We start from the raw sequence: 12,204 nt of genomic DNA on the forward strand, positions 1-12,204 counted from the left end.
CGGGCGATCGCCCCAAAAGGAACCTCCATGGCACCGCGCGTCCTCGTGGCCGACGACCTCTCCAGCGAGGGGGTCGCGCTCCTGCAGCAGGCCGGGCTCACCGTCGACGTGCGGGTGGGCCTGCCGCCGGCGGAGCTGGAGCGCGTCATCGGCGAGTACGACGCGCTCGCGGTCCGCAGCGCCACCCAGGTGACCGCGCGGCTGCTGGAGCGGGCGACGCGGCTCAAGGTGGTGGGCCGGGCCGGGGTGGGCGTCGACAACGTCGACCTGGAGGCGGCCACCCGCCGCGGCGTGGTGGTCATGAACACGCCCGGTGGATCCTCGACCACCGTCGCCGAGCTGACGCTGGCGCACATGCTGGCCCTGGCGCGCCACGTCGCCCAGGCCACCGCCAGCGTGAAGGCGGGCCGGTGGGAGAAGAAGAAGTTCCAGGGGCGCGAGCTGGCCGGGAAGACGCTCGGCGTGGTCGGCATCGGCAACATCGGGTCCATCGTGGTCGCGCGCTGCCTGGCGATGAAGATGCGCGTCGTCGCCTACGACCCGTTCATCAGCGCCGACGCGGCCGCCCAGCTCGGCGTCACCCAGGTCGCGCTGGAGGACCTCTGGCCGCAGGCGGACGTGATCTCGCTCCACGTGCCGCTCACCGAGCAGACGCGGAACCTCGTCGACGCCGCGACGCTGCGCCGGATGAAGAAGGGCGCGCTCCTCGTCAACTGCGCGCGAGGCGGGGTCATCGACGAGCGCGCCCTGGCCGAGGCGCTCGCCTCGGGGCACCTCGGCGGCGCCGCCCTGGACGTCTTCGAGAAGGAGCCGCCGCCGCCGGACCACCCCCTCCTGGCGCTCGACGGCTTCATCTGCACCCCGCACCTGGGCGCCTCGACGGAGGAGGCGCAGGCCGCGGTGGCGGTGGCCATCGCCCAGCAGCTCGCCGCCTACCTCACCCGCGGCGAGGTGAAGAACGCCGTGAACCTGCCCAGCGTCCCGCGGGAGGTGCTCGACCGGCTCGCCCCGTACCTCGCGCTGGCGGAGCGGCTCGGCTCCCTGGCGGCGCAGATCGCCCCCGCCTCCATCGGCGAGGTCCGCCTCGAGCTCGCCGGCGAGCTGTCGCGCGCGCCGCACCGCGTGCTCGCGGCGCAGGTGCTGAAGGGGCTCCTGCGCCACGTGCTCGACCAGCCCGTGAACGAGGTCTCGGCCCCCGCCATCGCCCGCGAGCGCGGGATCGTGCTGCGCGAGGACCTGAACCCGGAGGCGCGCGACTACGTGGCCGAGCTCACGGTGACGCTGCGCGGCGGCGGCGGCGAGGCGGTGGTGGCGGGCACGGTGTTCGGCCGGCACGAGCTGCGCGTCGTGCGGGTGAACCAGTTCCGGCTGGAGGCGGTGCCCGAGGGCGACATCATCATGTGCGAGAACGACGACGCGCCCGGGGTGGTGGGGCGGCTCGGCACCGCGCTCGGGCAGGCCGGCGTCAACATCGCCCGCATCTACCTCTCCCGCGACGCCGAGCGCCGCTCGGCCTTCTCGCTCATCAACGTCGACTCCGCGCCGGGCCAGGAGGTCCTGGAGGCCCTCCGCCGCCTGGAGCACGTCCGCGCGGTGCGCTCGATCCGGCTGTAGGAGCGGCGGCGCCGCGGCCGGCCCGCGCGTGCGCGCCCCCTGCGCTCGCCTCCCTCGCCGCCGGGGAGCCGCCCGGCCGGAGGCCGGGCGCGGGCGACGCGCCGCGGCGGTGCTCCCTTGTCGGGGCCGACCGGGATGGGCACCTTCCCGTCCGGAGGGTTCACTCATGGCGACGGAAGCGTTGACTCGAGGTGCATGGCCCAGGGTCCAGTGGGGCCCCGTCATCGCGGGCGTGCTGTGCGCGATCGCCTGCCACATCGTGCTCGGGCTGTTCGGCGCGGCCTTCGGCTTCGCCGCCGGGCCGGCCGACTCGAAGGGGATCGGGATCGGCGCCGGGATCTGGGGACTCTTGACGCCCTTCGCCGCCTCCCTCGCCGGCGCGTGGGTGGCGGTGCGAATCGCCGCCGAGCGCGAGGAGGCCGGGGCGGTGCTGCACGGCGCGATGGTCTGGGCCATCGGGCTCATCGCCGGCGCGATCTTCCTCACCGGCGTGCTGTCCTCGGGCGCGATGACGCTCGGCACCGCCGCCAGCGGCAACGTGGGGGCGCGGGCGGTCGAGCGGCGCGACACCCCCGGGAACCGCGCTCGCGCACAGGCCACCGCCGAGGATGCGGCCAAGGGCGCCGCCGCGGGCAGCGGCGCGGCCGGCGTGGCGGCGCTGCTCGGGCTCGCCGGGGCGGTGCTCGGCGCGACGATCGGGCGGCGGATGGTGACGGGGGAGGGGATGCGGCCGCGCCATGGCCTGCCGGCCCGTGCCTCCACGGAGCGGACGGTCGAGAGCGGCGTCGCCTACACGACGCGCGAGGGCTACGTCGCCACCCGCCCGCCCGGCGAGGTCGATCGCCTCCACGACGAGGGGCTCGACCCCCGCCACTGACCACGGGTCCGGGCGAGCGCGCCGCCCTTTCGCAGCTGCCCCGCAGCGGGTACATTGCCGCGCGCCATGCTCGACCTGTCGCTCCCCGCCGGACTGCGCGACCTCCTGCCCGACCACTCGGCCGACCTCGCCGAGCTGTCGGGCAGCTTGCACCAGGTCTTCTCCTCCTTCGGCTACCGCCGGGTGCTGCTCCCCACGCTCGAGCGCCTCGAGGTGGTCGAGCGCGGGCTCTCGCCGGCCGCGGTCGCGGGCGTGCTCAAGTTCGTCGAGCCGGGCTCGGGCGAGGTGGTCGCCATCCGGCCCGACATCACGCCGCAGATCGCGCGCCTCTACGCCTCCCGGCCCGACGCCCTGCCGGCGCCGGCGCGGCTCTGCTACGACGGGCCGGTGCTGCGCGCGCACGAGGCGCGGGCGGGACGGCCGCGCGAGGTGTACCAGGCCGGCATCGAGCTGCTCGGGGAGGGCGGGCCGAGCGCCGACGCCGAGGGGCTTTCGGTGCTCGCGCGCGCGCTCGCGAGCGCGGGGCTCGGGGACGCCGTGATCGAGGTCGGGCACGCCCGCTTCGCGCAGGAGGTCGTGGCCGCGGCCGGGCTGCCGCCCGCGGCCCGCGCCGAGGCCGCGGTGGCGCTGGCGCGCAAGGACGAGGGCGCCCTGGCGGCGCTGGCGCGGCGGGCTCGCGGGAGCGCGGCCGCCCGGGCGGCGCTGCCGGCGCTGGCGGGGCTCTACGGAGATCGCGCGCTGGAGCGGGCGCGAGAGGTGGCGGAGGTGGCGCCCGGGGCGGCCGCCGCGCTCGGCGAGGTCGAGGCCGCCATCAAGCTCGCGCGCCGGCGGGGGCTGCCCGAGGTGGCGGTGGACCTCGGCGAGGTGCGCGGGCTCGGCTACTACACCGGCATCACCTTCGCCGGCTACGCACCCGGCGCGGGGAGCGAGGTCGCGAGCGGCGGCCGCTACGATGGGCTCCTGGCGCGCTTCGGCCGGCCCGGCCCGGCGATCGGCTTCGCCGTCGACCTCGAGTTCGCCACCCAGGCGCTGGAGCGCGCGGGCGCGCGCCGCGCGCCCAGGCGCCGCGACGCGGGACGCCGCCGGCGCCGGTGAGCGGCGGCGCGCCCGCGCTGGCGGGTCCGCGGCACCCCTGATATCGTCCCAGGCTTCGCAGCACTTCGAGGAACGAGCATGCCCAACGTCGTCGTGATCGGTGCGCAGTGGGGAGACGAGGGGAAGGGGAAGGTCGTCGACCTCTTCACCCAGCAGGCGGACGTGGTGGTCCGGTTCCAGGGCGGCAACAACGCCGGCCACACGCTGGTGGTCGGGGGCCAGAAGACGGTCCTCCACCTCATCCCGTCCGGCATCCTCCACCCGGGCAAGTCCTGCGTCATCGGGAACGGCGTGGTGGTGGACCCGCAGGTGCTGGCGCGCGAGATCGACGCCCTCAAGTCCCGCGGCCTGCTGCAGGACGACGAGCAGCTCGTCCTCTCCCTCGACGCCCACGTCATCATGCCCTGGCACCAGGCGCTCGACGTCGCCCGCGAGCAGCGGATGGGCGAGGGCAAGATCGGCACCACCGGCCGCGGCATCGGGCCCACCTACGAGGACAAGGTGGCCCGGCGCGGGCTGCGCATCCGCGACCTGCTCGACGAGGCGCGGCTCGCGCGCAAGGTGAAGGAGCGGCTGCCGGCGGCGCGCGAGGAGCTGGCGCGCCTGGGCGCGCGCCTCGACGCCGACGAGGGCGCGATCGTCCAGCAGTACGCGCAGCTCGGGAAGAAGCTCGCGCCGTTCGCCCGCGACGCCTCGCTCTGGCTGCACCGCGCCATCGGCGCGGGCAAGTCGCTCCTCTTCGAGGGCGCGCAGGGCACGCTGCTCGACGTCGACCACGGCACCTACCCGTTCGTCACCAGCTCGAACACCGTGGCGGGCAACGCCGCCACCGGCTCGGGCGTCGGGCCGACCGCCATCGACCGCGTCATCGGCATCACCAAGGCCTACTCGACCCGCGTCGGGGGCGGCCCTTACCCGAGCGAGCTCAAGGACGCGACCGGCGAGAAGCTGCGGCAGGTCGGCGGCGAGTTCGGCGCCACCACCGGGCGCCCGCGCCGCACCGGCTGGATGGACGCGCTCGCCCTCCGCTACGCGGTGCGCGTGAACGGGCTCGACGGCATCGCCGTGACGAAGCTCGACGTCCTGACCGGCTTCCCCGAGATCAAGATCGCGGTGGCCTACCGCTGCGGCGACAAGACCTACGAGGAGATGCCGAGCGACCTCGAGACGCTGGAGAAGTGCGAGGCGGTCTACGAGTCGCTCCCGGGCTGGACCGAGAAGCTGGACGGCGCCCGCCGCTGGGAGGACCTGCCGCGCGCCGCCCGCGCCTACGTCGAGCGCATGGCCGAGCTCGTCGGGGTGAAGGTGGTGGCGGTCTCGGTCGGGGCCGACCGCGGCGAGACCATCGTCCTCGAGAACCCCTTCCTCGCCCCGCGGCGGCGCTGAGCCGCGGCGGAGCAGCGCCGGGGCGTCACCGAAAGGGACGCCCCGCGACAGGGCGCCCGAGCGGGAGGGGTTGCTCCGTTTGCGGAGGCGCGGCGGCGCTCCGTAGACTCTCCTCGTGGCGCCACGGACCTACCGCGCGCGGCTCTCGCTGCGGCTGGCGCTCCTCGCGGCTGCGGCCGTGTGGGCGGCGGCCCTCGGCGCGCTCGCCCTCTTCCCCGGTGCGCCGCTCGGGAGCGTGGCCGCCGCGCTCGCCTTCCTCGCCTACTTCGCCTGCTGCAGCGCGCACTACGGGCGGCTGGCGGTGGAGGTGGGACCGGAAGGGGTCGTCTTCCGGACCGTGTTCCGCCGCCTGCGCGTGACCTGGGACGAGATCCTGAAGGTCGAGGTGCGGGTCGGGCTGGCCGGGACGCTCTACGCCGTGCTCACCCGCCGCGGGCGCGTCCAGTTCTCGAGCCTGCTCGCCCGGCACCGCGAGCTGGCCCAGCTCATGCTCGAGCGGGCCGGACTCGTCCGCAGCTGAGGGTCACCGCGCCGCGGCGGCGAGGGCGGCCGCGCAGGCGAGCAGCGCCCAGGCGGCGGCGAGGGCCGCGGGCCGACGGGCCGCCACCGGTGGGGCGCCCGCCGGCGCGGGTGCGCGAACGGGCGCCAAGGCGCGGGCCGGCCCCGCCGCGGGGGGCTCGAACAGGAGCAGGCTATCGCCGACCGCCAGCCGATCGCCCGGGGCGAGCAGGGCGCCGCTCCTCGCCGCGGGCCGGCCGTTGACCCGCACGCCGTTCTTGCTGCCGAGGTCGTGGACCCGCCAGCTGGCGCCGGCGCGGGTGAAGCGCGCGTGGCTCCGCGAGGTCCGTCCGTCGCGCAGCCGCAGGTCCGCGGCGCGGCCGCGACCCAGCACGGCGCCGTCGCGCAGCGCCAGCCGATCGCCCGCGCCGGGCCCGCGGATCGCCACGAGCCACGAGCCGCTGCCCGCGCCCTCGGGGGGCCGTGGAGCCGGGGCGAGGATCGCGGCGAGGAGCGCCCGGGTGCTCTCCGGAGGTGCTGCCATGCCCTCGGCATCTTCCACGGGGCATGCCAGCCGGCGGTGGTCAGCCGACGTGGATGTCCCAGCGGCTGTCCGCGACGGACCGCTCGGCGGGATCTCCCTCGAAGTGGAGGTAGCCGTTCATCTCGAGCGTGTCGACGAGCTGCTCCGCCTCGACGTCGGAGCAGTCGAGCGCGTGGACGAGCACGTCGCGGAAGTAGCTCCGCCCGCGCAGGTACCCCACCGGCGGCTCTCCGGGCGGGATGTGCTGCTGGATGAGGCGCGCCACGCCGGCCAGGTCGATGTTCTCGAAGTCCACCATTCGACGCGGAACCTAGGGACGCTCCGCCCACAGCGCCAGCGCGTCGAGCGACGACGCCGCGGGCGCGCGACGGACCGTCCGTCCGTCCGAGAGGAACCGCGCCGCCCCCGCGCTGGTGCGCACGACCTCGGCGCCCGACGCCTCCCACCGCGCGACCACCTCCGGCGAGGGAAACCCGAACCGGTTGTCGCGCCCGGCCGTGACGACCGCCCAGCGGGCCCGCGCCGCGGCCACGAGGCCCGGGCCGGAGCTGGTGGCGCTGCCGTGGTGCGGGACCTTGACCACCTGGGCCGCGAGGCGGTCGGCCCCGCCCGAGAGGAGGGCCGCCTCGCCCTCCGCCTCGACGTCGCCGCAGAGGAGGAACGCGACGGCGCCGTGGTCGACGCGCAGCACCAGCGAGGCGTCGTTCTCGCTCCAGGCCTCGCTCCCGGCGGGCGGCCCGAGCACCTCGACGCGGACCCCGGCGCGCTCGTACGCCTGCCCTGGAGAGAGCGGGAACGCCGGGGGGAGGGCGGCGAAGCTCGCCGCGGTGGCCTCGTCGCCCGGGCGCCCGCTGGTGAAGAAGCGCTCGACCGGCAGCGCGCGGGCGACGGCGGCCAGGCCGGCCAGGTGGTCCGGGTGCGGGTGCGAGAGGAACACCGCGGCCAGCCGGCGCACCCCCGCGTCGCGCAGCCACGGCAGCACGTCGCGCGCGCCGGGGTCGCCATGCCCCTGCGCCTCGCCGCCGCCGTCCACGAGCACGGCGCTCCCGTCGGGCAGCAGGAGCGCGGCCGCGTCGCCCTGGCCGACGGAGAGGAACGTGACCTCGAGGCCGCCCCGCCGGACCGCGAGCGCGTGCCGGAGCGGCGCGGGCGCGAGCAGCCCGGCCAGCGCGAGCGCCGCCGCCCCGGCGCGCGCCGCGCCCCGCAGCCGGAAGGCGCCGAGGAGGCCGAGGTAGCAGAGGGCGCAGCCGAGGAGGCTGGGCGAGCCGACGCCCACGGAGGACCAGGAGGGCGCGGCGCAGCGGTCGTTCACCCACAGGAGCGCGGTCGCGAGCGGGCGCGCGGCGAGGAGGAGCGGCGGCGCCGCGCCCGGGGTGAGCGATCCCGCCGCGGCGGCCAGCGCGGCCACCACCGTCAGCGCGGAGCCGAGCGGCACGCCGGCCAGGTTCGAGATCGGCGCCAGCAGCGAGAGGCGCCGGAAGTGGAAGGCGACGATGGGCGCGGTGGCGAGCGTGGCCGCCGCGCTGGCGCAGGCGCTGGCGAGGAGGAGCTCGCGGGCGCGCCCCCACCAGCGCTCGCGCTCCGGCGGCCAGGGCAGCGCCCGCCGCAGCGGGCCGGAGAGGAGCGCCAGCCCCGCCACCGACGCGAAGGAGAGCTGGAGGGAGGGGTCGAAGAGCGCGCCCGGCTGGAAGGCCAGGACCGCCACCAGCGCCAGCGCGATCCCGCTCAGCGCGTCCGCCTCGCGGTCGAAGAGCACGGCGCCGAAGCCGAGCGCGGCGGCGAGCGCCGAGCGCACCACGGGTACGTCGGCGCCGGTGGCGAGCGCGTAGAGCGCCGCGAGGGGCAGCGCGAGGAGGGCCGCCGGGCGGCGCACGTCGCCCCGGCGCGCGAGCGGGCCCGCGCGGGCGAGCCCGGCCCGGAGGAGCCGGTAGGCGCCCAGCGCCACCACCGCGAGGTGGAGCCCGGAGACGGAGAGGAGGTGGGCGAGCCCGCTCCGCGCGAAGGCGTCGGCGGTCGCGGGGTCGACGCCGCCGCGGTCGCCGGTCCCGATGGCCCGCACCAGCCCGGCCTCGCGGGGCGGCAGCGCGCTCGCGGCCGCCGCCGCGAACCTCACCCGCGCGAGCTCCAGGTGCGCGAGCGGGGAGGGCGGCCCGGCGCGGATGGGCGGCGCGGAGGCGTGCGCCTCGAGCGCCACCCCGCGCGCCCGCAGCTCCGCGGCGCGGTCTCGGCCGCCGGGGTTGCGCTGCCCCTCGGGCGCGCGCAGCCGCGCCTGCAGCCGGAGGCGATCCCCGAGCGCGATGGGCCACGGGAGGTCGGGCGCGGTGGCGAGGAGGTCCGCGCCGGCGGTGCGGAGCGTGAAGCGCACCTGGCCCTCGAAGCGCTCCGGCACCGACGCGACGCGCCCCTGCACGATCCCCTCGGCCGGAGCGGCGGCGGCCGGGACGCGGGCGCGGGTGGCCGCCGCGGCGGCGTACCCCGCACAGGCGAACGCGAGCGGGGCGAGCGGCGGCGAGAGCGCGAGGAGGGCGGCCAGCGCCGCGGCCGGGAGCGGCCACCCCGCGCCGGGCCAGGCGACGCCGGCCGCGAAGCCGAGCGCCAGCGCCGGCAGCGGCCGCCGCATCAACGCGCCCGGGCGCCGGCGGTGTGCGCAACAGACGCACCACCCCCGACATCACCCGACTTTTCAAGATTGACGGGTTTGGAAAGCTGTGGTAGGGTCCCGCGACTCGGCACCCTGCCCGTTCCGCCCGAAGGTGGGAGGAGAACGGGTTCCGCCACTCCTGGCGAGGGCCGGAGGAACTGATGCCCGCAACCGCAACGCCTGCAGCGCAGACTATCCCAGCCGGCCACAATTTCAAGGTCGGAGACAAGGCCGTCTACCCCGGGCAAGGGGTCGGCGAGGTGCTGGGGATCGAGCACAAGGAGGTCGCCGGCCAGCGGCAGTCCTTCTACGTGCTCCGCATCCTCGACAACGGGATGAAGATCATGATCCCGATGAACAAGGTCGGCTCGGTCGGCCTGCGCGAGATCATCGGGGAGAAGGACGTCCGCCGCGTCTACAGCATCCTGCGCGAGAAGGAGGTCTCGGTCGACTCGACGACCTGGAACCGCCGGTACCGGGAGTACATGGACAAGATCAAGACCGGCTCGGTGTTCGAGATCGCCGAGGTGCTGCGCGACCTGTACCTCCTCCGCTCCGACAAGGACCTCTCGTTCGGCGAGCGGAAGATGCTCGACACGGCGCGCTCGCTCCTCATCAAGGAGCTGGCCATCGCCAAGGACTGCGACGAGCAGGACGTCGAGACCGACCTGAAGAAGATCTTCAACATCCAGTGACGTGCTCCGGGCCGGGCGCCACGCGGCGCTCGGCCCAGGGGTGCACCCTCCGCCGCGTGGACCCAGGTCCGCGCGGCGGTCGTCTGTAGGAGCGTCAGGGCGCGCTGGAACGTGGAGCCGGGGCATCCGCGGGCACGCTGAAGCACGCGCGGTGCCAGGCTCCGGCAAAGGAGCGGGATGATCGGCGGCGAGCGGGTGGGCGGGATCGTGGCGGCGGGCGGCTCCGGGACGCGGGCCGGCGTCGCGAAGCAGTGGCTCAGCCTGGGCGGTCAGACCGTCCTGCGCCGGAGCGCGGCCACGCTGGCCGCCTGCGAGCTGGTCGACGTCCTCGTGGCGGTGGTGCCCCCCGGCGAGGAGGCGCGCGCCGCGGCCGACCTGGCCGGGCTGGGGAAGCCGGTGCGCGCGGTGGCGGGCGGCCCCGCCCGCGCCGACTCGGTGAAGCGCGGGCTCGCCGCGGCCGACGACTGCGCGCTGGTGCTGGTCCACGACGCCGCGCGGCCGTTCGCGACGCCGGCGCTGGTCCGCGCGGTCGCGCTGGCGGCCGCGGCGGAGGGGGCCGCGCTGGCCGCGCTGCCGGCGAGCGACACGGTGAAGGAGGCGGCGCCGAACGCCGGCGGGGCCCCGCGCGCCGGCCGCACCCTCGACCGCCGCACGCTCTGGCTGGCGCAGACGCCGCAGGGCTTCCGCGCCGAGGTGCTGCGGCGCGCCTTCGCCGAGGCGGGGGCGGCCGCGGCCGAGGCCACCGACGAGTGCGCGCTGGTGGAGCGGCTCGGGCTCCCGGTCGCGCTCGTCCCGGGGGAGGCGGGGAACTTCAAGATCACGAGCGCCGAGGACGTGGAGCGGGCGCGGGCGCGGCTGGAGGCGCCGGTCGCGATGGGGGTCGGCTACGACGTCCACCCCTTCGGGCCCGGCCGCCGGCTGGTGCTGGGCGGGGTGGAGTTCGAGGGCGACGGCCTGGTCGGCCACTCGGACGCGGACATCTGCGCCCACGCCATCGGCGACGCCGTGCTGGGCGCCGCCGGGCTGGGCGACCTGGGCCGCCACTTCCCCGACACGGACGACCGCTGGAAGGGCGTCTCCTCGCTCGTCCTCCTGCGCGAGATCGCCCGCAAGGCGGCGGCCGCCGGCTGGCGGGTCGGCAACTGCGACGTGACCCTGGCGGCGCGCCGGCCGAAGATCGCGCCCCGCGCCGAGGAGATGCGCGCCCGGCTGGCGGAGGCGCTCGGCGTCGCCCCGGCGCAGGTGAACGTGAAGGCCACCACCGGCGAGCGGCTCGGCTTCGTCGGCCGCGGCGAGGGCATCGCCGCGCACGCGGTCGCGCTGCTCTACCGCGCCGCCCTTTAGCGGCCGGGTTCTCGACACCGGCGCGCGCTTCCGGGCTAGGATCGACCGCGATGGCCATCCAGATCCACGACACCCTCGCCGGGAAGAAGCGCGAGTTCGTCCCCCTCGAGCCGGGGCAGGTCCGCTTCTACGCCTGCGGCCCCACCGTCTACGACCACGCCCACGTCGGGCACGCGCGCAGCTACGTGGTCTGGGACGTGGTGGTGCGCCACCTCCGCGCCCGCGGCTACCAGGTGAAGTACGTCCGCAACTTCACCGACGTGGACGACAAGATCATCAAGCGCGCGAACGAGCGGGGCGAGGATCCCATCGCGCTGGCGGACTTCTACGCCCGCGCCTTCGACGAGGACATGGCCGCGCTCGGCAACGGGCCGCCGGACGTGGCGCCGCGCGTCTCCGGGCACCTGCCGCAGATCGTCGCGCTCATCGAGCGCCTCGTCGCGCGCGGCTTCGCCTACGCGCCCGGGAACGGCGACGTCTACTACGCGGTCCGCAAGTTCCCCGAGTACGGCCGCCTGGCCAAGCGCAACCTCGACGATCTGCTGTCGGGCGCGCGCGTCGACCCCGGCGAGGCCAAGCGCGACCCGCTCGACTTCGCGCTGTGGAAGGGCGCGAAGCCCGGCGAGCCGGCCTGGGACTCGCCCTGGGGCCGGGGGCGGCCGGGCTGGCACATCGAGTGCTCGGCCATGAGCGCCGCGCACCTCGGCGAGCCCATCGACCTCCACGGCGGCGGCAAGGACCTCGTCTTCCCCCACCACACCAACGAGATCGCGCAGTCGGTGGCGGCCGGGGGCGAGGGGGAGCTCCGCGCGGAGGGGTACTCCCGTTACTGGATGCACCACGGCTTCGTCGAGATCGACGACCAGAAGATGTCGAAGTCGCTCGGCAACTTCTTCACCGTGCGCGACGTGCTGGCCAAGTTCGACCCGGAGGCGGTGCGGGTCTTCCTGCTCAACACCCACTACCGCAACCCCATCAACTACAGCGACGCGGTGCTGGTGGAGGCGGAGAAGCGGCTCGTCTACCTGTACGAGACGCTGCAGAAGGCGGACGCGCTCGGCGCCGGCGCGCCGGCCGGCGAGGGCGCCGCCGACGGCGACCTCGTCGAGGCCTGCCGCGCCGCGCTCGACGACGACTTCAACACCGCCGCCGTGCTCGGCCTGCTCGCCGACGCGTTCACCGCCGCCAACGCCCTCGCCGACAAGAAGGGCAAGAAGACCCCGGAGGACCGGGCGCGCCTGGCCCGCTTCGCCCGCGACGCGCGGCTCGCCGGCCACGAGCTCGGCATCGTGCAGCGGCCTCCGGCAGCGGCGCTGGCGGCGCTGCGCGACCGGGCCGCGGCGCGGCGCGGCGTCGACCAGGCGCTGGTGGCCCGGCGCCTCGAGGAGCGCGCCGCGGCGCGGAAGGCGAAGGACTTCGCCCGCTCCGACGCCATCCGCGACGAGCTCCTCGCCCTGGGCGTCGCGCTCATGGACGGGCCGCAGGGCACCACCTGGAAGGTGGAGTAGTC

The 12,204-nt window shown here is 76.4% G+C and carries 11 protein-coding genes; 8 read left to right on the forward strand and 3 right to left on the reverse strand.

What is annotated here, in order from left to right:
- Positions 1–27 precede the first annotated feature (27 nt).
- The 5 genes from serA to HWY08_RS13980 all read left to right on the forward strand — a co-directional run bounded on the left by serA (position 28) and on the right by HWY08_RS13980 (position 5,492).
- Positions 28–1,614, forward strand: coding sequence for a phosphoglycerate dehydrogenase (serA, locus tag HWY08_RS13960; RefSeq protein ID WP_176066193.1), 1,587 nt, complete (start codon positions 28–30; stop codon positions 1,612–1,614).
- A 166-nt stretch (positions 1,615–1,780) separates the two neighbouring features.
- Positions 1,781–2,491 carry a hypothetical protein gene (locus HWY08_RS13965; protein ID WP_176066195.1) on the forward strand — a complete coding sequence of 237 codons (711 nt, stop codon included), beginning with the start codon at positions 1,781–1,783 and terminating at the stop codon, positions 2,489–2,491.
- A gap of 66 nt (positions 2,492–2,557) precedes the next feature.
- Positions 2,558–3,586, forward strand: a complete 1,029-nt coding sequence (hisZ, locus tag HWY08_RS13970; RefSeq protein ID WP_176066198.1) for an ATP phosphoribosyltransferase regulatory subunit — start codon at positions 2,558–2,560, stop codon at positions 3,584–3,586.
- Between the two features lie 78 nt (positions 3,587–3,664).
- A complete protein-coding gene (locus HWY08_RS13975) occupies positions 3,665–4,972 on the forward strand; it encodes an adenylosuccinate synthase (protein WP_176066200.1) in 1,308 nt (435 codons plus the stop codon).
- A gap of 115 nt (positions 4,973–5,087) precedes the next feature.
- A complete protein-coding gene (locus HWY08_RS13980) occupies positions 5,088–5,492 on the forward strand; it encodes a PH domain-containing protein (RefSeq protein WP_176066202.1) in 405 nt (134 codons plus the stop codon).
- A 3-nt stretch (positions 5,493–5,495) separates the two neighbouring features.
- On the opposite strand, the gene HWY08_RS13985 is transcribed toward HWY08_RS13980, so the two are convergent.
- Genes HWY08_RS13985 through HWY08_RS13995 form a run of 3 tightly spaced genes read right to left on the reverse strand, consistent with a single transcriptional unit; the run spans position 5,496 to position 8,634 of the window.
- Complete coding sequence (locus tag HWY08_RS13985) at positions 5,496–6,014, reverse strand: FHA domain-containing protein (RefSeq protein WP_176066204.1); 519 nt, start codon at positions 6,012–6,014, stop codon at positions 5,496–5,498.
- Positions 6,015–6,054: 40 nt separating this feature from the next.
- Positions 6,055–6,309, reverse strand: coding sequence for a hypothetical protein (locus HWY08_RS13990; RefSeq protein WP_176066415.1), 255 nt, complete (start codon positions 6,307–6,309; stop codon positions 6,055–6,057).
- Positions 6,310–6,324: 15 nt separating this feature from the next.
- Positions 6,325–8,634: a DNA internalization-related competence protein ComEC/Rec2 gene (locus tag HWY08_RS13995; protein WP_235969634.1), complete on the reverse strand. Its 2,310-nt coding sequence runs from the start codon at positions 8,632–8,634 to the stop codon at positions 6,325–6,327.
- A 182-nt stretch (positions 8,635–8,816) separates the two neighbouring features.
- Between HWY08_RS13995 and HWY08_RS14000 the strand changes: the two genes are divergently transcribed.
- The 3 genes from HWY08_RS14000 (at position 8,817) to cysS (ending at position 12,202) form a co-directional block, all read left to right on the forward strand.
- Entirely contained in the window at positions 8,817–9,350 is a 534-nt protein-coding gene (locus HWY08_RS14000) for a CarD family transcriptional regulator (RefSeq protein WP_176066208.1), read from the forward strand.
- Between the two features lie 177 nt (positions 9,351–9,527).
- A complete protein-coding gene (gene ispF, locus HWY08_RS14005) occupies positions 9,528–10,694 on the forward strand; it encodes a 2-C-methyl-D-erythritol 2,4-cyclodiphosphate synthase (protein ID WP_176066210.1) in 1,167 nt (388 codons plus the stop codon).
- A gap of 50 nt (positions 10,695–10,744) precedes the next feature.
- Positions 10,745–12,202: a cysteine--tRNA ligase gene (cysS, locus tag HWY08_RS14010; protein WP_176066212.1), complete on the forward strand. Its 1,458-nt coding sequence runs from the start codon at positions 10,745–10,747 to the stop codon at positions 12,200–12,202.
- Positions 12,203–12,204: the final 2 nt, after the last annotated feature.

The sequence above is a fragment of the Anaeromyxobacter diazotrophicus genome (genome assembly GCF_013340205.1).
Classification (GTDB): domain Bacteria; phylum Myxococcota; class Myxococcia; order Myxococcales; family Anaeromyxobacteraceae; genus Anaeromyxobacter_A; species Anaeromyxobacter_A diazotrophicus.